The 23,241-nt window shown below is 46.3% G+C and carries 17 protein-coding genes and 1 riboswitch; of the genes, 3 read left to right on the forward strand and 14 right to left on the reverse strand.

The features are described from left to right. Positions 1-92: 92 nt before the first annotated feature. From KE627_RS04050 to lysA, 12 genes are all read right to left on the reverse strand, one after another. The gene (locus tag KE627_RS04050; protein ID WP_013728752.1) at positions 93-2,813 is read right to left on the reverse strand and encodes an HAD-IC family P-type ATPase; all 2,721 of its coding nucleotides are present in this window, start codon (positions 2,811-2,813) and stop codon (positions 93-95) included. Between the two features lie 124 nt (positions 2,814-2,937). Continuing rightward, positions 2,938-3,963, reverse strand: a complete 1,026-nt coding sequence (locus KE627_RS04055) for an IS30 family transposase (RefSeq protein ID WP_035181582.1) — start codon at positions 3,961-3,963, stop codon at positions 2,938-2,940. 195 nt (positions 3,964-4,158) lie between these two features. Further along, entirely contained in the window at positions 4,159-4,920 is a 762-nt protein-coding gene (locus KE627_RS04060) for a hypothetical protein (RefSeq protein WP_013728753.1), read from the reverse strand. A 132-nt stretch (positions 4,921-5,052) separates the two neighbouring features. After that, on the reverse strand, positions 5,053-7,452 hold the full coding sequence (locus tag KE627_RS04065; RefSeq protein ID WP_056938655.1) for a phosphoketolase family protein: 2,400 nt from the start codon (positions 7,450-7,452) through the stop codon (positions 5,053-5,055). 410 nt (positions 7,453-7,862) lie between these two features. Next, on the reverse strand, positions 7,863-8,717 hold the full coding sequence (locus KE627_RS04070) for a metallophosphoesterase (RefSeq protein WP_013728755.1): 855 nt from the start codon (positions 8,715-8,717) through the stop codon (positions 7,863-7,865). 243 nt (positions 8,718-8,960) lie between these two features. Further along, positions 8,961-10,040, reverse strand: a complete 1,080-nt coding sequence (locus KE627_RS04075) for an aspartate-semialdehyde dehydrogenase (RefSeq protein ID WP_013728756.1) — start codon at positions 10,038-10,040, stop codon at positions 8,961-8,963. A gap of 20 nt (positions 10,041-10,060) precedes the next feature. After that, on the reverse strand, positions 10,061-11,248 hold the full coding sequence (locus KE627_RS04080) for an aminotransferase class I/II-fold pyridoxal phosphate-dependent enzyme (protein ID WP_056938654.1): 1,188 nt from the start codon (positions 11,246-11,248) through the stop codon (positions 10,061-10,063). An 18-nt stretch (positions 11,249-11,266) separates the two neighbouring features. Further along, on the reverse strand, positions 11,267-12,040 hold the full coding sequence (gene dapB, locus KE627_RS04085; protein WP_013728758.1) for a 4-hydroxy-tetrahydrodipicolinate reductase: 774 nt from the start codon (positions 12,038-12,040) through the stop codon (positions 11,267-11,269). 51 nt (positions 12,041-12,091) lie between these two features. Beyond that, positions 12,092-13,006, reverse strand: a complete 915-nt coding sequence (gene dapA / locus KE627_RS04090; protein ID WP_014940553.1) for a 4-hydroxy-tetrahydrodipicolinate synthase — start codon at positions 13,004-13,006, stop codon at positions 12,092-12,094. A 27-nt stretch (positions 13,007-13,033) separates the two neighbouring features. Then, the gene (locus KE627_RS04095) at positions 13,034-14,185 is read right to left on the reverse strand and encodes an N-acetyldiaminopimelate deacetylase (protein WP_013728760.1); all 1,152 of its coding nucleotides are present in this window, start codon (positions 14,183-14,185) and stop codon (positions 13,034-13,036) included. Positions 14,186-14,189: 4 nt separating this feature from the next. Then, the gene (gene dapD / locus KE627_RS04100; protein WP_013728761.1) at positions 14,190-14,900 is read right to left on the reverse strand and encodes a 2,3,4,5-tetrahydropyridine-2,6-dicarboxylate N-acetyltransferase; all 711 of its coding nucleotides are present in this window, start codon (positions 14,898-14,900) and stop codon (positions 14,190-14,192) included. A 250-nt stretch (positions 14,901-15,150) separates the two neighbouring features. Continuing rightward, complete coding sequence (gene lysA / locus KE627_RS04105; RefSeq protein WP_056938653.1) at positions 15,151-16,458, reverse strand: diaminopimelate decarboxylase; 1,308 nt, start codon at positions 16,456-16,458, stop codon at positions 15,151-15,153. Positions 16,459-16,932: 474 nt separating this feature from the next. Then, a riboswitch (Lysine riboswitch) is annotated at positions 16,933-17,114 on the reverse strand. Between the two features lie 189 nt (positions 17,115-17,303). Between lysA and KE627_RS04110 the strand changes: the two genes are divergently transcribed. Continuing rightward, positions 17,304-18,698 carry an aspartate kinase gene (locus KE627_RS04110; protein WP_056938652.1) on the forward strand — a complete coding sequence of 465 codons (1,395 nt, stop codon included), beginning with the start codon at positions 17,304-17,306 and terminating at the stop codon, positions 18,696-18,698. A 12-nt stretch (positions 18,699-18,710) separates the two neighbouring features. Beyond that, a complete protein-coding gene (dapF, locus tag KE627_RS04115) occupies positions 18,711-19,703 on the forward strand; it encodes a diaminopimelate epimerase (RefSeq protein WP_056938651.1) in 993 nt (330 codons plus the stop codon). A gap of 172 nt (positions 19,704-19,875) precedes the next feature. On the opposite strand, the gene KE627_RS04120 is transcribed toward dapF, so the two are convergent. Together KE627_RS04120 and KE627_RS04125 are read right to left on the reverse strand one after the other, a co-directional pair. After that, positions 19,876-20,094: a hypothetical protein gene (locus KE627_RS04120; RefSeq protein WP_013728765.1), complete on the reverse strand. Its 219-nt coding sequence runs from the start codon at positions 20,092-20,094 to the stop codon at positions 19,876-19,878. Then, positions 20,095-20,688, reverse strand: a complete 594-nt coding sequence (locus KE627_RS04125) for a hypothetical protein (protein WP_013728766.1) — start codon at positions 20,686-20,688, stop codon at positions 20,095-20,097. It abuts the gene before it with no gap. Between the two features lie 143 nt (positions 20,689-20,831). Between KE627_RS04125 and KE627_RS04130 the strand changes: the two genes are divergently transcribed. Next, the gene (locus tag KE627_RS04130) at positions 20,832-23,192 is read left to right on the forward strand and encodes an ATP-dependent DNA helicase (protein ID WP_056938650.1); all 2,361 of its coding nucleotides are present in this window, start codon (positions 20,832-20,834) and stop codon (positions 23,190-23,192) included. Positions 23,193-23,241: the final 49 nt, after the last annotated feature.

The following is a 23,241-nucleotide window of genomic DNA, read 5'->3' on the forward strand; positions in this document are numbered from 1 at the left end:
AACGATGCGTTTTGATTATCGTCATCAATCTTTGTAAATAGTCCATAAATAAAAAGTGAGACCTGGCGTTAAGCCGGATCTCACTTTTTTGCTTACTTAATTTTAGTTGCTTGTCCCTTACGCTTCCGGTACTCAATTCTTCCCAGCTTGATAATTTCGGTCACAACCAGCACGATAAACCCTGCGATGGTTGGCACAACCCAGCCATAGAAGAAGTCGATGCTACCAGTGTGGAAGACGTCTTGCATAAACGGAATGTAGAACATGGCAGCTTGAAGGGCCAACAGAATTCCGATGATGATAAACGCCATCTTGTTCTCGAAGAAATGCTTGGAAATAATTGGATAGGAGTTGCGAATATTGAACAGATAGAAAATCTTACCGAAGATAATGATGTTGACCGCCATGGTACTACCCAGAACAGCTGTCAGGACACCCGAATCAACAAATCGATCGAAGGTGAAGATCCCAAGGGCGGAAATTAAAATCGACACGTAGGTAATTTCGAAAACGTCCATTTTTCCTAAAATCCCTTTGGCAACATTTCTTGGGCCACGGATCATGATCGACTCTTCAGCCGGTTCAAAGATAAACGCAAATTGAATGGTCAATGCCGAAACCGTGTTAATCCACAGCAGTTGCGTTGGGAACAACGGCAACTCTTGTCCCATAATCATACTGATCAGGACAACCAGGCCTTCAGCAAAACTGGTTGGCAGCAGGAATCGGATTGTCTTTTGAATATTATCAAAGACATGCCGGCCTTCAGCAACCGCATCAACGATGGTTGTGAAGCTATCGTTAACCAGCACCATATCGGCAGCTTCCTTGGCAACGGCAGTTCCTTTAATCCCCATCGCAATTCCAATGTTGGCCTGCTTCAGAGCGGCGGCATCGTTGACCCCGTCACCGGTCATGGCAACGATTTTGCTGTTGGCCTGTTGGGCCTTGACAATTCGCAGTTTGTTGGCTGGTGTGGTTCGGGCAAAAACATTGTAACGGCCGATGTTCTTAATTAAATCTTCGTCGGACATTTCATCAATCTCCGGCCCGGTGATGGCATGAATACTTTCATCCAAGTCCAGTTTGCGGGCAATCGCTGATGCGGTATCCGGGTGGTCTCCGGTAATCATATTAACCTTGACGCCGGCACGGCGAAGGCTTTGAATCGAAGGAATCACTTCTTCACGAGGTGGGTCAATAATCCCGACGACCCCACTTAATTGAATGCCGTCCGCAATCTTGTCCTGGTCAATCTCGTCCACATCTGTGGAAACATTTTTGTATCCCAGGGCAACCACTCGCAAACCTTGCTCAGTTAATTTGGCAACCCGTTCATACCAAGTCTGGTCATCAAAGTTGGGGTCACTTTGTTTGACCATGTCGAAAATGGTTCCCGGTGCGCCTTTAACCATTAACTCGTGATGATCATTTTCCTTGATCAAGCGGGCACTGTATCGGTACGCCGAATCAAATGGCAGCGTATCCACTTCATCGACTTCCGGCTCACGGCCGATTAATTTGTGAAATAAGGTCGTTAACGCACCATCAGTCGGCTCACCGTTTAATTGCCATTCGCCATCGGTTTGCACCAACTCGGCATCGGTGGTTGTCCCGGCAATGTCGACCAAGTCGCGGAATTGCTGGTCTTGTTTCCAGTCATATTTTTGACCATCCAATAAGACGTCCCCATCAACGCCTTTATCACCGGCAATAAATCCAACCCCGGTAACTTGATAATGATGTTGATCGGTAATCACGTCGGTAACCGTCATTTCGTTCTTGGTCAACGTTCCAGTCTTATCAGTGTCAACAATATCCACAGCACCTAAGGTTTCGACGGCGGGCAGCGTTTTGACAATCGCCCCTTTTTTGGTCATCACCTGAACGCCTCGAGCCAAAACAACGGATGTCGAAGCCGGCAGTCCTTCAGGAATTGAGCCCACCACCATTGTGATAATCGCTATGGTCAAGGTTGGCAGACTGTAAATCTTGGTGTAGAGACCGAGGACAAACAGCAAAATGGCAATCGCCACAATAAAGAGTGACAGGTTAATCCCTAATTTGTTCAAATTCCGCATCAACGGTGTCACCTGGGTCTTCACCTCGGCAACACTTTGTTGAATCTGACCAATTTGGGTATCCTTACCAGTTGCAATCACAATTCCGACCCCGGATCCCTGAGTCACCGCTGTTGAAGCAAACGCCATGTTGGAGCGTTCTGCCAACGGAACCGAATCCTTGTTAATCGGATCTTCGGTCTTTTCAACGGAGTTACTTTCACCGGTCAAAGTCGATTCTTGAGCCCGCATATTGTCTGCGGAAATCAGGCGCAAATCAGCCGGAACCGCGTCCCCAGCCTCAAGGTTAACCAGATCTCCCACAACCAGTTCCCGGGCCGGCACTTCAATCTTGTGGCCGTCACGAATCACATAGTTCTGGCTCACCAACAGTTCCTTGATTTTGCTTAACGCATTGTCAGCCTGCATTTCTTGGAAGAATCCAATAAACGCGTTGGCAATAATAACGATCCCAATAACCGCCGAGTCTGAATAGTGATGCATGAACAGCGTAATCACAGCCGCAGCGATCAAAATGTAGATGATGCTGTTGTTAAATTGCAGTAAGAACTGCAGCAGCTTGCTTTTCTTCTTGGCGGTTAATTCATTGTAACCATCTCGAGCCAGGCGTTTAGCCGCCTCTTGCTCGCTAATACCGTCCTCTTCGTTGGTCTGATACTGTTTTACCAACTCATCGGTACTTCTCTGCCACAACTTTTCATCGGGAGGAACCTCGTTCATATTGTCTGCCATTAAATGTATCACCTTTCCTTTTACAAAAATAAGATTGTTGTTAAGAGTATTATAATATATTACTCACCTCAATTGTCAAATCAAGTGCAACACTAAGAATCTATTCTTAGAAGTGGTCTAGTTGCTAAGCTAGTTCAGGCATTAGATCGGCTGGGCAGCGATAGTTCAATGACCGCCGTAGCCGGTTGTTTAAGGTATCTTGAGCCAGCTGAATGTCAATGAGTGAGGCCGAAGCCAAGGATCTGCCCTTCGGGAAGAACTCGCGCAAAAGGCCGTTAGTGTTCTCATTGGTTCCACGTTCCCATGGTGAATAAGGATGGGCAAAGTAGATGTCAGTTCCCTTGACTTGACTCAAGCTTGAGAACTCAGCACCATTATCAAAAGTAATGGTTTTAAAGTGCTCGGTTCCATAGTCATATAAGGTATTCTGGAGGGCTTTCAAGCAAGTGTCGGCATGATAATTGGGAAGTTTAACGATGATCTCTAAGCGACTAACACGTTCAGTCAAAGTCATTAATGCTGGCTCAGATTCAACCCGTTTGCCTTTGACCAAGTCACCTTCCCAGTGTCCAAGCTCTTGACGCGCTTGAACCATGGCGGGACGCTCTTCGATTGAATGGCCCAGATTTTTCTTATTGATTCGATGATGCTTTGCCCCGGGGCATTTAATCCGGCGACGTAGTTTAGCTGGTAGGTCTGAATTGCGGATAACTAAACGCTGGTCATCAATATACCGGTACACCGTCGGTGTTGAGGGGCAGACAAGCCTTGGGTGATCAGTCTTGAATTGGTGGACAAAAGTATCCACACTATGCATCCTGGGACGCGCTTTTAAAGCTGTCACCAAAGCATTACAGAAGGTTTGACAATGATCAAAGAGTCCACGATAACAGCTATTTAGTCGGTGCTTACGATAAATTGCTTCACCAGTTTCTGCCAGATATGACTGTTCAAAGATATGAGTACTAGCGTTAATCTGTGTCGTTGTCCCACGTTTTAATTCACGTGAAATCGTGCTGGGATTACGATGAAGGGCCTGGGCAATCCGGCGGATAGACCAATCTAAGTCCCTTAGGGATTCAATTCGACCACGTTCAGCTAAATTGAGTTGGTGATACTGATTAGATATGATATTCTTAATTCGGGTCATGAAGATACCTCTTTCTTGTTTGTGGTGAATTAAGAATAGGTCTTCATGGCCTTTTTGACTAGTCTGAATAAAGAACTGGTCTAGTAGAGCAGGTGTTGCACTTCAATTTTAAATCGAGGTAATATATTACTCACTACTTTTGGTATATAAAAATCTTAAAAATCGACCACAACTCATGTGATCGATTCCAAATCCCTATTTGACAACTTTGGTCCACTCGTCAATCGTCTTGCCGTTTTCATCTTTCAAAACCAGCCAACTGTTGATGCCGGCAAAATAGAGGAAGAGGCCCACTTCATTGACCGATTTTAAAACGATGTCTTTGGTGGTCACAAAATTCCGGAAACTATCGGCATGTTCAGATCTCAGTTTCTGAGCAAACTTGGCCGAAAACCCCAGCGACCCATCCTGATTCAAATCGGGTTCGACTTTCATCACCGCGCCGGCCTTAATCAACATTTCGTTACGCTTCTGCCAGTAGACGGTTGCTTTGGCACCCTCATGATCAACATAAAACGGAATCTCACTCACCTGTTTGGTGAATTTGTGGCGTGGCTTGCCCTTGAATTTCTTCTTGGAAACAAATACGGATTGGAATCCAAGACCATTCAGGACGGTTAAAACCAAATTTCGAAAGGCTTCAACGGTTTTTCGCTGATTGCTGGGAATCTTGACCGTTTCCAACAGATCTTTCTTAAGAATTCCCCGTTCAACGGCATACTCGGAAAAGCTCTTGGCCAAATAGCCAGCCTCCAAGTCCCAGGCTGGTTCGATCTGAATCACACCGTCGGCCTTGTCAGTTGGTTCGGTCTGAACGCTGATCAGCTTCCCGTCTTTAAGGTACAGGTTAACGTCGGCATTGACCTGATCGACTGTCTTTGTGACCACAATTGTCCCTTGGCCGTCCGGTAAGGTCATCCTGGTCGAATCATCATTGATTTCAACTGCCAATTTCATGCTGCATTCCCCATTTCATTTGTTCTTCTCGTTAATCATACCATTGAATAACAAAAAAGAAGCCCACAACCCTTTAGTGGTAAAGGATCATGAGCTTACTTTTAATCGAAGAAGAAGTTTGTGATGCATAGATTATTCTGTGGTCAGTTTGTTGGTTAAATTACCGGACCATTTCCAGTTTTGAACCTCTGGAATATCGGTACCGTATTGACGAATGTAATCGTGGTGCTTTTGGAGCATGTGGTCCATCTTAGCTTCAAAATTGTCTGCCGAAGCGGCGAACTTGGTCCGAGAAATAGCATCCTTAGCCAAGTGGTAACGATCCAATTCATTGAGGACCCGCATATCAAATGGGGTTGTGATATCCCCATTTTCACGGTAACCATGGAAACTAATATTGTGATTATGACGGTTATATACCAGGCCACGGAAGGTATTCTCAAAGCCATGGAAGGCAAAGATAACCGGTGTGTCAGTGGTAAAGTACTTGTCAAATTCAGCTTGGGTTAGGCCACGGCTATCCTGATCTTCGTTGCTTGGACGCAGTCTCAAAATGTCAACGACGTTGATGAAGCGAACCTTCAATTGAGGGAAAGCCTCGTGCAGCATATCAATGGCCGCCAAACTCTCCATGGTGGCTTCGGTACCGGCAGTCGCGAAGATCACATCCGGATCGCCTTGATCATTTGAAGCCCATGGAATAATCCCCAAACCATCGTTAACCAGCTTAGTGGCTTCATCCATTGAGAACCATTGTGGCCGTGGGTGTTTGGAAGCCACAATCAAATTGGTCTTCTCGCGGGTCTGCAAGGCAGTGTTCATAACGGCCAGCAGTGAGTTGGCATCAGCTGGAACATATTCGTTAACCAACTCATGACCTTTTTCAGCCAGATGTCCCAACATGCCGGGATCTTGATGAGTATAACCATTGTGATCCTGCTGGAAAGCGTGGGAAACGTTCATGATGTTCAGTGACGGATAATCATGACGCCACGATTGTTCAGAGGCCTTTCTGAGCCACTTGTAGTGCTGAGTGAGCATTGAATCAATGACACGGGTAAATGCTTCATATGAGGCAAAGAATCCGTGACGGCCGCTTAAGACGTATCCTTCAAGCCAACCTTCTGCTTGGTGTTCTGAAAGTTGTGAATCAATGACGCGGCCTTCAGGAGCCATGTTTTCGTCATTCGGGGTCTTGATTGGTTCTTCCCATTGACGCTTACCATAATCCAGCATTGAGAAGAACTTATTGGATTTGGTTTCATCTGGGCCAAAGGCTCTAAATGACTTGCCGTTTCGCTTCATAATCTCGGTGTAGAAGTTGGATAATACTTCAGTATCCTGAGCTTCTTTGTCACCTGGTTTGTCAATCTTCAAAGCGTAATCGGCTGGGTTAGGCATGTCCAACTTCTTGGGGTTAATACCACCATTGACGATTGGGTTCATCGCCATCCGCCGGTCACCGTCTGGGGTGGTTGCTTTGATTTCAGCTTTAATTGAGCCGTTGTTGTTAAACAACTTTTCAGGTTCATATGATTTCAGCCAATTAATTAACAGATCTTTGTGGTCCATCTGACCAGCACTGACAGGAATTGGCACTTGGTGCGCACGGAATGATCCGGCAATTGGATTGCCATCCAAGTCGAACTTAGGACCTGTCCAGCCCTTTGGTGAACGCAGTACCAGCATTGGCCAGTGTGGCAAAGTATCATCATTATTGTCACGGGCGTGCTTTTGAATGGCCTTGATTTCAGTAATGATTGCATCCATCGTTTTGGCCATCGTCTGGTGAACCCGGGTATAGTCTTCGGGGTCACCTTTCGTTTCAACGAAGTATGGCTTCCAGCCCATGCCTTCAAAGTACTTGGTTAAGTCAGCGTCACTCATCCGGGAAAGAATGGTTGGATTGGAAATCTTGAATCCGTTCAGGTTCAGCATTGGCAAAATGGCACCGTCATGAATTGGGTTGATGAATTTGTTGGAGAACCATGAGGCGGCTAATGGGCCGGTTTCAGCTTCCCCATCACCTATTTCAACTGCGGCAATGACGTCGGGGTTGTCTAAAATTGCCCCGGTACCGTGGGCAATGGAATAACCCAACTCGCCGCCTTCATGCATTGAACCTGGTGTTTCGGGGGCAGCATGGGAAGCAACTCCGCCTGGGAAGGAGAATTGTTTGAATAATCGTTGCAGACCAGTTTCATTTTGAGCGATCTTTGGATAAATTTCGCTATAGCTGCCGTCAAGGTATGAATTGGAAACCATCACCTGACCACCATGACCGGAACCTTCAATATAGAACATATTCAAATTATATTTCTTGATTACCCGGTTCAAGTGGGCATACATAAAGTTCTGTGAGGCAATTGTGCCCCAGTGACCAATCGGCTTAATCTTAACGTCGTCAGCGACTAGATCTCGTTTGAGTAACGGATTGTCTCTGAGAAACAGTTGGCCGACTGATAAATAATTAGCAGCCTTCCAGTACAGATTGACTTTTTGCAGGTATTCATCGGAATCGAAGTTCGTCATATTAGTAACCTCCTGAATTTAACAGTAACGTTATTACCAATTCGATTATTGGACCGGTCCAAATCAAATTACAAGTTTATTGTATGCCTCAGAGGTTGATAATTCAATGGTTTAAGCATTTGAATAATTTATTTTGATATAGACGAAATTTATACTAATTCCATTTAGTATAAGGATTAGCGCAGATTTCATGAAATATATTCAGACAATCAGGATTAGAAACACTTTCCACAAATAAGGCTGGGACACTTTTTACAAATGTCCCAGCCGATTTAATTACCCTTTGATCCAGATAGGTCCTGTCAGACCTACTGATCAGCCTGTTTGCGACTAATAGTGACGCTGTCGATGAATGTGCAAGTACTTGGCTAAGAAATACGCCAAATCACAATACCAGGTTTCAATTTGTTTCATGATTCGTCCTCCAATACAAACATGACCCGTTTTAATTCACCCAGTGCATCCCCTGGATTCTGCCATTGAAAATCATATCCCAGGGAAAGATTTCGATACCGAATGCCATTTTCCGTGACTGCGTTGGGCATGTGGGAATGGCCACTCAATGACAAGCTGACGTGGTTGTGTTCAAACAACTGTCGATACCGGTCGCTGCCTAACTGATACATGAACCGATCATAAAACGGAATCGGCAGCTGGTGAGCCAACTTTTTCGTCGGCAGCATGTGGCTGGCCACCAAGATCTTTTTGCCGCTGACAGCCAATCGATTGATTTGATGCTGCCAAGCAAGAATCTGCTCGACTACCCATTTACGATCTCGCCGATAACTGATTTGATTGCCATTAATATATAGCTGATCGGGCCAGACATGTTTGGCAACAAAGTTATTCGCGTATCGGGGACCGTCTGCTTCACAAAAATGTTTGGCAAACGTGTAATCGTACCATCCATTAATCCCGGTGATCAGCCAGTGCCTGGTCTCGATTGGATGCCGAGTTAAAGACGTTGGCAGCCTGTCCAGTTCACGATAAGCCGTTCGGGAAGCCGACTGAATCTGCTGAACTGATTTTTGCCGGGGGTGATCCACGTAGAGATCGTGGTTGCCAATCAAGGTGTGAAACGGAACTGGCAAGGCTTCTGCCAATTGTTGATAGAACCGCAAGTTGCGTTGAAGTCCATTCGCCGAGTCCCCCATGATCACCAGCTGGTCAAGATTTTCATCACTGATCAATTGGCCCAATACGGACACAAAATCATACTGGCGGTTAAAATCAATGTGTAAATCTGACACAAAACCAATCCGCATGGTTATCTCTCCAATCTGGTTGTTTTCTATATTGTAGCGCACGAAAAACGGACCAAATCAAAAAATGAGAATCTTTAGGAGTTCGTAAGTATAAGAAAGCTGCTGACAAGCAATTAGTGACTTGATTGGCATCAAACGACACTTTGATACCAGAAAATAATAAAAGATCCGCATCATCCCAAGCATCGGGACGGTGCGGATCTTTTTTAAGGTAAAGGATTATCAAAACCTTCCAGCTTCGTTCTAGCCGAGATAAGGATTCTCCGGAACCCGTACCAAATCATCGGCAACCAGTCGTTCAGCAATCTGAACCGCATTCCAGGCAGCACCTTTCAAGAGGTTGTCGGAAACGACCCACATGTTAAATGCCCCTTCATTTTCAAAGTCAGGACGAACCCGGCCGACAAATGTTTCGCGCTTGCCTTCAGCTTCGATTGACTGCGGATAAATTTGATGGGCGGTATCATCTTGTAAGACAACGCCATCGGCACCATCCAATGCAGCTTTGATTTGATCAGCAGTCGCATTCTTATCAGCAACTTCAAAGTAAACTGACTCACCATGGGCAATTCGGATCGGAACTCGAACACAGGTTGCAGTCACCTTGATGTCTTTAGCGTCCATGTCGTCCAACATAATCTTCTTGGTTTCGTGAATCATCTTCCACTCTTCATGAGTGTAGTAGCCGTCTGATTCGAAAACATCAATCTGTGGCAATAAATTAAATGCCATCTGATAATGCTTCTTGTCACCCTTGGTAGGCAAAATCTTTGGATCAGTTGGTTCGCCGTTCAATACCTGTTGGGATTCTTCCATTAACTCATTCAGTGCAGATTGGCCGGCACCGGAAACCGCTTGATAAGTTGAGACGATAACTTGCTTCAAACCATACTTTTTGTAAATCGGTTCAAGGCAAACCACCATTTGAATCGTTGAACAGTTGGGGTTGGCAATAATGCCGCGGTGATTATAAAGAGCCTTTTCGTTAACTTCAGGGATGACCAACGGAACCTCTTTTTCCATTCGGAAAGCACTGGTGTTGTCCACACAGACAGCACCACGCTTAACCGCTTCCGGCAGGAATTTTTTGGATGTTGAGCCGCCGGCAGATGACAATACCAGATCAATTCCGTTAAATGAGTCTGGGGTGGTTTCTTCAACCGTGATATCTTGACCACGGAATTGAAGAACCTTCCCGGCAGAACGTGATGAGGCCAATAGTTTGACACTCTTCACCGGAATGGTTGACTGCTCTAATTGTTGGATCATGCGGGTACCGACAGCACCCGTAGCACCTAAAATTGCAACGTTAAACTCTTTCATCCTAATGAATCCCCTTTTCTCTATTTTGTTAACTCAAGTAAATAACTGTTCATGCGATCCATTGCCAATGTGATGTCTTCATCAGACGCCGCATATGACATGCGAATCCAGCCTTCGCCGCCGGGGCCAAATGCGGAACCGGGGGTCACGCCGACTTTGGCGTCCTTTGCCAAATGAGTGGCAAATTCAACCGAGGTTTCGTCTATTGTATCAGGAATCTTGGCAAAAATGTAAAATGCGCCTTGGGGCATGACAATCTGCATCCCCATTTTTTCGAGCCGATCAGCGATATAGTCACGCCGTTTGTGATAGGCAGCCCGCATTGGAATCGGATCATCAAGGCCGTTGGTCAATGCTTCGGCAGCTGCGTATTGCGCAGGATTGGAAGGAGCGGTGACCACGAAAGCGTGCATTTTGGATGCGTTGGTCACAAAATCCTTTGGTGCAACAATGTAGCCGATTCGATATCCAGTCATAGCATGGGATTTGGACAAACCGTTAATCAAAATGGTTTGACCGGGAATCATGGCCGCGATTGAGTGATGCTTGACGCCATAGGTCAACTCACTATAGATCTCGTCAGCCAGCACATACATCTTGTGTTGAGAAATAATATCAGCCAACGCCTTTAATTGAGCCTCTGTGTATTCAACTCCAGTTGGGTTGGATGGATAATTCAAAATAATTGCTTTGACACTGTCCCCATTTTCATCAAGGACTTTTTGCAGCTTTTCAGGAGTTAAGACAAACCCATCATCAGAAGTGTCAATGGTGATCAGTTCAGCTCCGGCAACTTGAATAATTGGGAAATACAAGGCAAATGCCGGGGTCGGCACGATAACCTTGTCACCCGGGTTCAAGATAGTGGTCAACGCTGAATAGATCGCTTCGGTAGCGCCAACGGTTACCACGATTTCAGTGGCCGGATCATAGTAAACACCCGTCCGGTCCTTGAGATAATTGCTGATACCGTCGCGAAGTTCAGGAATTCCCTTTTGTGCTGAGTAGTGGGATTTGTTTTCCTCAATACTCTTAATAGCGGCCTGTTTGGCATGTTCCGGAACATCGAAGTCCGGTTCGCCAATCGTCAATTTGACGGTGCCGGGAATTGAAGAAATCTCCTGGTCAAATTCACGAATTCCTGAAGGTCCAACTGCATTTACATTTTGATTAACGACTTCTGAAAGTTTGCTGTCTAACTGTGGCATGTTTTCCTCCTGATTTAATTACATAATATTTTCTAAGCCGACGATTAACTTGGTCGCTTTGGCGGCCGCCGGCACTGCCAGTTCAACCCCGCTCATGAAAGAGGCGCGGTCAAACGAGTCTTGGCGGATCGTCAAGGCTTCACCTTTGCTGCCGAAAAGAACTTGCTCATGAGCAACGTAACCGGGCAGGCGAACGGAATGGATCTTAATCCCGTCGTAATCGCCGCCACGGACACCCTTTAAGGCTTCCTCGGTTGCGGGTGCATCGTGCTTCCCACGAACTTCGTCAATCATTTTAGCGGTCGCCAGAGCAGTGCCTGAAGGAGCGTCCAGCTTATCGTCGTGGTGCATCTCAATGATTTCAACGCCCGGCATGTATTTGGCGGCTTCTTTGGCAAACTTCATTAAAAGAACCGCGGAGATGCCAAAGTTGGGTGCCAGGATTCCACCGACGTTGGTTTGTTGAGCCAACTTTTTGAGCTGATCAACTTGCTCATCGCTCATCCCGGAAGTCCCAATAACCGGATGGATGCCGTGTTCAATGGCAAATTTGGCATTGTCAAATGCAGCCGCAGGAACGGTGAAGTCAATCCAAACATCGGCGTCGGTGTCGATTTCATCCAAACTGGCAAACAGCTTAACGTTATCATCCATTCCCATACCTTTGAGATGAACGGTGTCGATTCCGGGATTGTAAGCCCCAACCAATTCAAAGTCATCGTTTTTATTGACCATTTGAACCGTCTTTTGACCCATTGAGCCCATGAAACCAGCGACTAAAACTTTAATCATTGAAAAAACTCCCTTGTCTATCTTTGTTTGATAATTTCCAAACCAATCGGCTTAACTGCGTGCCATTTCAGTGCCGTCAACTGGAATATCTTCCAGGCGGCTGACACCTAATTTACTTGCCAGGGTTGCTTTTTCTTCATCGTTCAATGAAAGAATTGGCAAGCGGCAATCACCGGCCCCAAAGCCTTGAACATTCAAAATGGCTTTGACACATGACGGTGATGGGTACATGAATAAGGCTTGCACTTTTGGCGTCAAGAAACGCATCATGTCGCCGGCAGTCTCAACATCGCCTGATTCAAGGGCGTCGTACATCTTCCGCATCTCCCGGCCGTAAATATGGCTGGTAACTGAAATGACACCGTTGGCACCAACTGCTTTAGCAGACAGGGCCTGGGCATCTTCACCGGTGTAGACATTGAAATCATCCGGGGTATTTTGAACCAGATATTCCAAGTCTTCCAATGAGGTACACTGCTTAACGCCGGCGATGTTGGCGTTATGTGATAATTCGACCACCGTATCGTTAGCCATCGTGACGCCGGTTCGACCTGGGATGTTGTAAATGATCAATGGCACTGGTGACTGTTCAGCAACTGCCGTAAAGTGGGCGATCATGCCACGTTGATTTGGTTTGTTATAATATGGCACAACCACAAGGGCGTAATCAATCCCGGGAATGTTACCCACTTCAGCTGTTAAACGCACGGTCTCGGCGGTATTGTTACTACCGGTTCCGGCAATAATCGTCCCACGCCCGTTCACAATTTGAGCAAATCGGGTATACAATTCAATCTTTTCGTCATGACTCAAAGTTGGCGTCTCGCCAGTGGTGCCACCGATTACAAATCCGCGGCTGCCGGTATCCAGTAAGTGATTGGTTAATTTTTCCAAACCGTCAAAGTTGATGCTGCCGTCTTCACCAAACGGAGTCACAATTGCTGTCATAATATCTGCACTAATCATCATAAATCCCTACTTTCTTTTATTGGGTTAATTATTCATTCTGTATTCAAGAAATCTGGTAATTGACTTAATTCCCTTTGGAATCGATGATTCTTTGGGGTTCAGGGTAGCTGAGTGAAGCTGTGAATCATCGTCGACGCCCAACCAAAACATGGTGCCGGGAATCTTAGATAATAGGTAACCAAAATCTTCGCCGGTCATCGCCGGTTGAGTTTCAACAAAGTCGGTTTCCGGATCCTGCTTGGCAAATTCAATCAATCGTCGAGTCAGTTCGTCGTTATTTTCCACCGGCAAATAGCCACCCTGATTAAAGTGAATCTTGACTTCTGCGCCATAGCTGGTTGCCACTCCATTGGCGACCATTTTTAGCCGGTCAACAATGTGTTCAATCATCTTCTGGGTTAAGCCACGAATGGTACCTTCGATTCTGGCTTGCCCGGCGATGACGTTTCGAATGGTGCCGGCGTCCAGCTTGCCAAAAGTAATCACACCGCCTTCGATGGGATTGACACTTCTGGATACAATCGTCTGGACTTGGCCGATGAATTCGGCTGCGGCAACCACCATGTCGTTGGCGTTCTGCGGATAGGCGGCATGACCACTTTTACCAATCAGATCGACATTGACCTCGGTCGTTCCGGCAAACAAGGTTCCCATTCGACAGCCAATCGCGCCAGCCGGTAAATCCGGGTTGTCGTGCAGGCCATAAAATTCATCGGGCCGCCACTTTCCTTCAAAGACGCCTAATTCATAAGCAACCTTGCCGCCGTTTTCGCTTTCCTCAGCCGGTTGGAAGAAGAAAACCATGTTGTCAGCCGGCTGATGCTCGGAAAACCAGTTGAGGACTCCCAGTGCGACGGTCATATGAATGTCATGACCGCAAGCGTGCATCACACCGGGGTTCTTGGATGAAAATGGTAAGCCGGTCTTCTCGCTAACCGTCAGGGCATCGATATCGGTGCGGTAACCAATCGTCCGTTTAGGGTTGGATCCGTTCACGTACACCAGCAGAGCCGTCGGTAATTTGGGGATTTCTCTTATTTCAATGTATTGTTGATTGAAAGATTGAATGGTTTTCAACAGGTAATCATGAGTGGCTCTTTCGTGCATCGCCAGCTCAGGATATTCATGTAAATGTCTGCGAATCCCAATTAAATCTTCCTTCGTTAGTTGACTCATTGAATCACAACTTTCTTAAATCGTCTTCCAGACCAGTTTCCGAGGTTGTCTTTTCATCAACGTCCTTGACCTTTCGCGCTGGGACGCCGGCAACCACAGTGTGTGGGGCAACGTCCTTGGTGACAATGGATCCGGCCGCAACCACGGCGCCTTCACCAACATGAACGCCTTCGATAACCACGGCATTCGCGCCAACTAAGACGTTATCGTCAATCTGGACCGGTTTGGCAGATGCCGGTTCAACGACGCCTGCCAAAACGGCTCCCGCACCAATGTGGGAATGCTTGCCGACAATTGCTCGGCCGCCCATGACAACGCCCATGTCGATCATTGTGTCATCACCGATTTCGGCACCAATGTTAATGATGGCGCCCATCATGATAACTGCGTTGTTTCCTATTGTAACGTGATCACGAATGATGGCTCCCGGTTCAATCCGGGCATTGATCTCCTTGATGTCTAGTAATGGAACTGCAGAGTTTCTGGAGTCTGCTTCAACCTGGTAATCATCGATGGCCGATTTGTTTTTCTTAAGGAACCGTTTGACGTCAGCCCAATCGCCAAACAAAGTTGCGGTGTGCTTTTCGGCAAATGCCTTGATTGATTTTGGAAACTTGATGTCCTTAATCGATCCCTTGAGATAAATCTTGACCGGGGTCTTCTTCTTGGCATTGCCAATAAAATCGATGATTTCTCTTGCGCTTAGTTGTTCCATTGTGATTCTCCTTAATGTCGTTATTTTGTATGAACTTTTAATGTAATTTTTATCGGGAACTGGAAACGTCTCAACCAGCCTGTGGCTAAAAACACGTTTGTTAGATTCTTTTGAGGTAGCTTAAGCTTTGAAAATACGCTCCGGGAGCCAGATGCTAACTTCTAAGACAATCATGATTCAAGCCCAAAATCAGGGCTTCAATCATGATTGTCTTAGAAACCGCATCTCCCGGCTCCCTCCGCGCTCTGCTCTAGTTGAATTCCTCATCCAACGCCACCAAATCTTCAAAAGTTTCTCTTCTGATGGCAACCTGCGACTTGCCGTTTTCCACAAATACCACTGCCGGGCGGGGATTACGGTTATAGTTGGAGGCCATTGCATAGCCATACGCTCCGGTGTCCAGCATCGCCAAAACATCTCCCGGTTGGGTGGCTGGTAAATCCTGCTTTTGAATCAGGATGTCACCGGACTCACAGTACTTACCGGCAATCCGGACCGTTTCTTTAATCGGTGCACTTGGGTCCTTGGCCAAGACCGCCTCGTATTTGGCTTGATACAGCGCGGGACGGATATTGTCACCCATTCCACCGTCAACCGTGACGTATGAGCGAATCCCCGGCACATCTTTGCGGCTGCCAACCGTATATAAATTGTATCCAGCGGGACCGGCGATTGACCGGCCTGGTTCAATCCAAACAGCGGGCATTGGCAGGTTGACTTCTTCGGTACGTTTCTTGATGGCCTTAACGATTGCATCGACAAACATTTCCGGAGCAATCGGGTCATCATCTTCCGTGTACTTGATGCCAAAACCACCACCGACGTTGACAACTTTGGCAACATAACCAATTTCTTTGTTCCAGTCTGCCAAAGTATCGATCAGCTTAACAGCAGCCATTTCAAATCCATTGACTTCAAAGATTTGCGAACCAATGTGGCAGTGAATCCCAAGCATGTTCATCCGCTCATCTTCAAGGACCAGGCCCAATGCTTTACGGGCCTGACCGCTTTGAATATCGAAGCCAAACTTGCTGTCGACTTGACCGGTCTGATCATATTCGTGGGTGTGGGCGGAAACCCCCGGTGTTACCCGCAGCATCACGTTGATGTGTGATTGTTTATCTTCCAAAACTTCTTTTAACAGGTCAATTTCATGGAAGTTGTCCAAAATGATGACCCCAATTTGATGTTCAACTGCCATTTCCAGTTCTTCGCGAGATTTGTCGTTGCCGTGGAAACTGACCCGTTCCATTGGAAAGCCCGCTTTAATGGCCGTGTATAATTCGCCGCCGGAAACAACGTCGATATGGCCCTTTTCCTGGTTAATCAGTTGAAACATTGCAATGCAGGCAAAGGCTTTGCTGGCATAACTGACCGCAAAATCGACGCCGTTATCTTGGAACACCTTTTGAAAATGGTGAATCTGGTCACGGATGGATTTCACATCGTAGACCACCAGAGGGGTTTTATATTGCTTAACCAGATCCAATGAATCTACTCCCCCGATTTCCAAGTGTCCCGCTTGATTGGTTGATAACTGGTCGATTTGATTGCTCATGTTTTCTCCTCCAAAATATCTTTTTGTGAATGATGGTGTGGTGAGGTGTTGGTGGGTGGTAGAAGCTGTGTCTGTCGAGGCTTGTCGCGCAGGAAGCACGTTTGTCATGATTCTTGCGTGCTCCCTTCGGCCTCCGAAACACGTTTGTTAGGCTCTTTTGAAATCCCTTCGGCCTTGAAAATACGCTCCGACGGCCGGGTGAAACCCTGCCTAGCCTACCAGCCCTCGTCGCGCAGGAAGCACGTTTGTTATGATTCTTTGAGCTCCCTGCAGCTTCCAAAATACGCTCCGAGGGCCAGAGGCTAACTTCTAAGGGGACCTTTGATTAAAGTTCCAAAACCGGGAACTTCAATCAAAGTCCCCTTAGAAACCGCCTCTACCAGCCCTCGTCGCGCTCTTAATAAAAAAATCTCCTCATTCGGCGTTCGCCAAACAAAGAGATTCAGAATTTTAGTTCAATATCATTCCGTATCATTTGTCGTTAGCGCCCCGCAGCCGACTTATCCGCCGCGACAGTCCATAGCCTCTTAAGCTAAGTCCCAGCGCGCCAAGTGCTACCTCACATGGTGCTTCGGCAACCGCCCCTTTCATTAGCTTCAAAGTTCAGGTAGGAACTCCACTAATTACTGATGTTGGTTGCAACCTCTAATGATTTAATTCACATAATTCTATAATGATTCTCATAAAATGTCAACCACTTTTATGAGTCCGGATGCAAATTCATGCAAACCAATCACGATAAACTGATGACTCTTGCAAATTAATTCAAAACTGCTAAAATTCGTTTTAACAATCTCTAACCGAATTGTTAATTAATGGGAATATCCAGGGAGTGAATGAAAGTTATGAAAGTCGTTAAGTTTGGGGGCAGTTCGTTAGCCGACGCCGCCCACGTTCAAAAGGTGATTCGAATCGTTCAAAGCGATCCGGAACGAAAGGTGGTCGTGACTTCGGCGCCGGGCAAAAGATTCGCCGATGATATCAAAGTCACTGATCTCTTGATCAAATATGCCAATGCGATCATCGATGGAACGGATGCCAAAGCCACTGTTGCAACCATTTTTGACCGTTACCAGGAAATTGGCAATGGCTTCCATGTTTCAAAAAGCGTCCTTGATGATCTTAAGGCCAAATTAACTGCCCTGCCCGATCAATCATATCCAAACGACGACTACCTGATGGCCGCCTTTAAAGCTCATGGTGAGCGATTGAACGCTGAATTATTTGCCGCCTGCCTGACTGAGGCCGGGACCCAAGCGCGCTTCGTTGATCCTAGCGAAGCCGGCATCCTGTTAAGCGACAATCCCAATGGCGCCACCGTTCTTGAACAAACCTACGACAATCTCGCTGATTTGACATATGGTGAGGAAACGTTGGTCTTCCCTGGGTTCTTTGGATTCACCCAAGAAGGCAACATTGCCACTTTCGCTCGGGGCGGGTCCGATATTACCGGCTCCATTTTAGCTCGCGGCCTAAAGGCGGATCTCTACGAAAACTTCACCGATGTCGATGCAATCTTCGCTGCCAACCCGAAAATTGTTCCGGATGCCCGACCGATTCATAAAATGACTTTCAGAGAAATGCGTGAACTTTCATACGCCGGCTTTTCAGTTTTCAACGATGAAGCAATCATTCCAGCTATTCAAGGTCGAGTTCCAATTAACGTTAAGAACACCAACAATCCCGATCTCCCAGGGACATTGATTGTCCCCGAAAAAGATTTTACTTCAAAAAAACCGGTGACCGGCATTGCCGCATCCAACCGATTCTCAGCCCTTTATCTCCACAGATACCTGCTGAACAAGGAAGTTGGCTTTACCCTCAAAATTCTCCAAATTCTGTATAAATACGATGTTTCCTACGAACACATGCCATCAGGAATTGACGACTTGACGATCATATTTGACCGCAGTCAGCTGGACAGTGATACAATTAAAAAAATGTGTCACGACATTCAGGTTGAACTGAATCCAGATACGTTGGATTGGATCGACGATTACGCCATTATCATGGTGGTCGGCGAAGGGATGCGGGCAAGAGTCGGCACGATTGAAAATATCATCCGGCCATTGGCTGAACACGACATCCCCGTCCATATGATTAATCAAGGGGCGTCTAGAATTTCAATTATGCTGGGCACTCGTCAATCAGACGCCGACGCAGCAGTTAAATACATTTACCAACATTTTTTTAAAGAAGATCCTTCCGTTAACCAACTTGAATACCAGGCGGAAGTGTAGAGGAGGCGCGTTATGGTTCAATTACTCAAAGTTCATGGATCACAAAATAAGTTCTTTATCTTAGATCAAACAGCTTTACAAACTAAATTAAGTCAGCCCGAATTGGTGGCCTTGGCTAAACACATTACTGAACCTGAAACGGGGCTCCTCGATGGTGCCGACGGCCTGTTGGTCATTGACGATTCCGACCATCCAGACACTTTAGGCAGCATGCAGGTCATCAACACCGATGGCAGAATTGCGTCAATGTGTGGCAACGGACTGCGCACCGTTTCCCGTTATCTGTCAGACAAATTTGGCAAAGATCAATTCAAGGTCGAAACGATGGATAGTGATCTGCATGTTCATCGTGAAGCGGACTTGGCTGACAACGTGCCAACCTTCAGCGTTGAAATTTCTCCGGTGACATTCGCTAAGGAAACCCTGCCTTTTGACAATTTAGGCACCGATACACTCATCAACAAGGCCGTTCCCGAATTTGCGCCCGGCCTTAAATTCACCGCAATTAGCGTTCCCAATCCCCACTTAATCAGTTTTGTGGACGAGGAAACCATGCACTCAAAGACCTTGGGGCAACTGGGCAAGATGCTCAACGACCCCAATCCTTATTTCCCAGATGGTGTTAACGTCAGCTTTGCCCAGATTCTCGACCACAACACGCTGTTCGTTCGAACTTATGAACGTGGTGTCGGCTTCACCAATGCCTGTGGAACCGGTATGTCGGCAACCAGCTTGGCGTTTTGCCTCAACCATCCGGAAATGGCCGACTTTGACGAACTGATCTCGGTTTATAATCCTGGTGGCATGGTTAAGACCAGGGTTCACAGCCGCGATGATACCTTCTCAATTGACTTGATCGGTAACGCGACTTTCACTCACAAGATTGAAATTCCGGAAGCCGATCTCCATGCCAATGATTTAGAGCATGCACAGGTCACAGAAACAGATGAACAACCGGCATACCTGAGATTTGTGGAAAGTCTTAAAAACCAACTGGTTAAATAAACAAGAGTCGAACACAAGGCATCTTGATTGCAGAATTTAAGTAAAAAAGCGAGTTATTCCTGTTTTGGAATGACTCGCTTTTTTACTTGAATGGCCGGGATCAGCCGATGGTTCCACGTTTAAGCTAGCTATCGCGGCCCAGACATGATCAACAAATTAGTCTGTCTTAGCCTCATTTTTCAGTGTGCTCATTGACCCACACCTCATGGATTAATTGATTGGCCAACACCTTGCAAATCATTTCAATCAGCTGATCCTGCATGAAAGTGGTCGCGTCAAAGTCTGCCGGCTGCCCATTAATGGCGGTAATCCGCATCCGATCAGTTTGAATTTCAACGTTATATTTGGCAAAAGTATCAACAATCGCCTGTAATTTTTGCGCATTTAACATTTACTGACCTCCCAGCCGCAGCTTTAGTCGCCATTCGTCTTGGCGGACTTGGTTCGGCTTGATGCGTAAATCCAGATAGGGCGCCACCAACAGCAAGAAATCTTTGACGTCTTCATAATGTGATTTGCTTGAGAAGTAATGATTGGCTTTGCGTTGGGACAACTTGTCAATTTTAATCTGCAGCTTGTTTAAATAGTCTTCCACCAGCTGAATGGTATTTTCCCGAATACTGGCAATCTGGGCAATCTTTTCGTCGTCAGGATCCTCAATCTCCAACTCTTCAACCAACTGGTAATGGTTTAATTCCTGGTCATCAGGATTAATCAGTTCCAAGTCACCGTCATCAACTGCGGCAGCAAAGGATTCGCCATCCGTTCGCGCCAAATAAGTGGGCAATTCTTCCCCGGTCATTTTAACCAGCAAAACGACTTTTCGGGCAATCCCTTGGCCAAATTTGATGTGAATGACAAAATTCTTTTTGCCGATATAATTGACGTTGTCTAAAATTAATTGTGGGTTATGGGTAACCACTTCACCAATCGCGAAATAAGTCGCCCGTTTTGTTCGATAAATCTCACCAAATTGTGGTGTCAATTCTACACGTCCTTTCGTTGTTGCTCATAAGCATCATAATACGTTACTTGAAGATTTTTTCAAAGTCGGGATTTTCCAAACATATGTTCAATAATTTTGTATAATAGGTATTAGATAATTCAAAACGAAATGGAGGGGTCGTCATGGCCGTACACCAAGTCGGTATTCGAGAACTAGTGGAATTTTTACTGCGGACCGGTGACTTAAGCCCCGTCATCAGCAGTGAGAATACGGCACAAGAAGGCAGTCGGATCCACCGCAAAATTCAACGCAGCCGACCAGCTTCTTATCAATCAGAGGTGGCACTGAAAACCTCGATCCAGTATTTGGATGACGAATACGTCATTAGCGGTCGAGCAGACGGCATCGATGACCGTGACGGCAAACCGTTGATCGAAGAAATTAAGACCTCCGACTTGGAATTCAGCTCGGTGCCGGACTCCACCCTTCAACTTTATTGGGGCCAAGTCAAAGTCTATGCTTACATCGTCATGCATCAAGCAGATATTCGATCAGTTGATCTACAGTTGACCTACGTTCAGACACCTGATGAAAAAATCACCACCAAGACCCAGACGATTACCAAAACCGACTCGGAACTCTTCTTCACCGCCTTGGTCACCGAATTTGAGCAATGGATCAAACTCCGGCATGAACTGGACGAAAACCGAATCAGTTCAGCGAAAAAACTCCAATTTCCATTTTCCGACTACCGCCCCGGCCAGCACAAGTTAGCAACCAATGTCTACAAGACCATTCTTTTGGAAAAGCACTTGTTTGTTGAAGCGCCAACTGGAACCGGCAAGACGATTTCTACCCTTTTTCCGGCAATTAAATCAATGGGTGAACAGCTGATCAACCGCATTTTTTATTTTACGGCCAAGCAGAGTACCCGTCACGTGGCGGAAAACACCATTTCGATGATGGCTGAACAAGGGCTGAAATTAAAAAGCATCACCCTCACCGCCAAGGACAAGATTACGTTCCCAACTGAAAAAGAACTGCCACCTGAGAACAACCCCTACATGGTCGGCTACTATGACCGCGTCCGGCCGGCAATTAAAGATATTATTCAACACGAGAATCAAATCACCAAAGCCACCATTCAAGAATACGCAGAGAAGCACAAAGTTGACCCCTTCGAATTTTCACTCGACGTCAGCCTGTTTTGTGATGTCATCATTTGCGACTATAACTACTTGTTTGATCCCCAGGTTCACCTGCAGCGTTTCTTCTCATTTCCCGATCCCACCAACTGCTTTTTGGTCGATGAAGTCCATAATCTGGTGCAGCGATCACGGGAAATGTATTCGGCGACGTTGGAATCATCACCGATTGATCCCCTCTTAGAACAGTTGGTGAAGAAAAAGGCAAGCAACCAAAAAGTCATTAAACGGCTTGAATCCTTGAAGCGCTCATTTAAACGTTATAGCAAACCAGCCTCAGAAGTGGTTGATAAGCAGATTGCTCAACTGGCTCCACTGGATAATTTCAATAACACTTTGGAGAATCTAATCGAAACGATTCACCAGTGGCTGGCAACCCAAGCCCCGAGTGATACCGTTGACGCGGTAGTCGACTATTATCTGCAATGCCGCCGCTATTACCTGATCAGCACCTTTTATGACGAAACCTACCGCACACGGATCATCATTGGCGATCACACCATCATTTTTCGCCAGTTCTGCATGGATCCCAGCAAGCAGCTCAAAGCCTGCTTGAACCTTGGCCGGGCTGCAATCCTATTTTCGGCCACTTTGAGCCCGATGTCATATTACCGACAAGTCTTGGGTAACGAGGAAGACAGTTTGGGAATGATTTCACACTCGTCATTTCCACCCCAAAATTGCCAGGTGATTATCGCCAACAACATCAATACACTATACGCCAACCGGGAAAATAGTCTGGAGCCGATCTGCGAGAACATTTACACCATGATCACTCAAAAGGTTGGCCATTACATGATGTTCTTCCCTTCAATGGCGTACCTGAACGCCACATTGAGTAAATTTGTCGAGCTGCATCCAGATATTGACGTTATCAACCAGCAGCCGGAAATGGACAATGCGGCCCGGACCGCCTTTTTGGATGCCTTTCGCACGGAAGATCATCAAACCAAAGTTGGTTTTGCTTTACTGGGTGGCATTTTTTCGGAAGGCATCGATCTGAAAAATGATCAGCTGATTGGCGTCGGCATTATCAGTGTCGGTCTTCCCGGCATGAACAAAGAATCCGACCTCATCAGAGACTACTTTGACTCATTGAATGGTCAAGGATTCTCATTTGCCTATCAGCTGCCAGGCTTTAATAACGTCAGCCAGGCCGCCGGACGGGTAATTCGCACTGACGAAGACAAAGGTGTGATCGTTTTGATGGATCAACGCTTCAACCAAACCCGTTACCGGCAAATTTTCCCCCAGAATTGGACCAACATTAAGGTCACCAATAATCCCAATCAGCTAAGAAATGTCCTGCAAAACTTTTGGCAGCACGGTAATCAGTAAGTGTTCTCGTGCCAAAAAAAGCGAATGGGTGTATACTAATAACGCTGTT

The organism is Lentilactobacillus buchneri (assembly GCF_018314255.1).
GTDB lineage: Bacteria > Bacillota > Bacilli > Lactobacillales > Lactobacillaceae > Lentilactobacillus > Lentilactobacillus buchneri.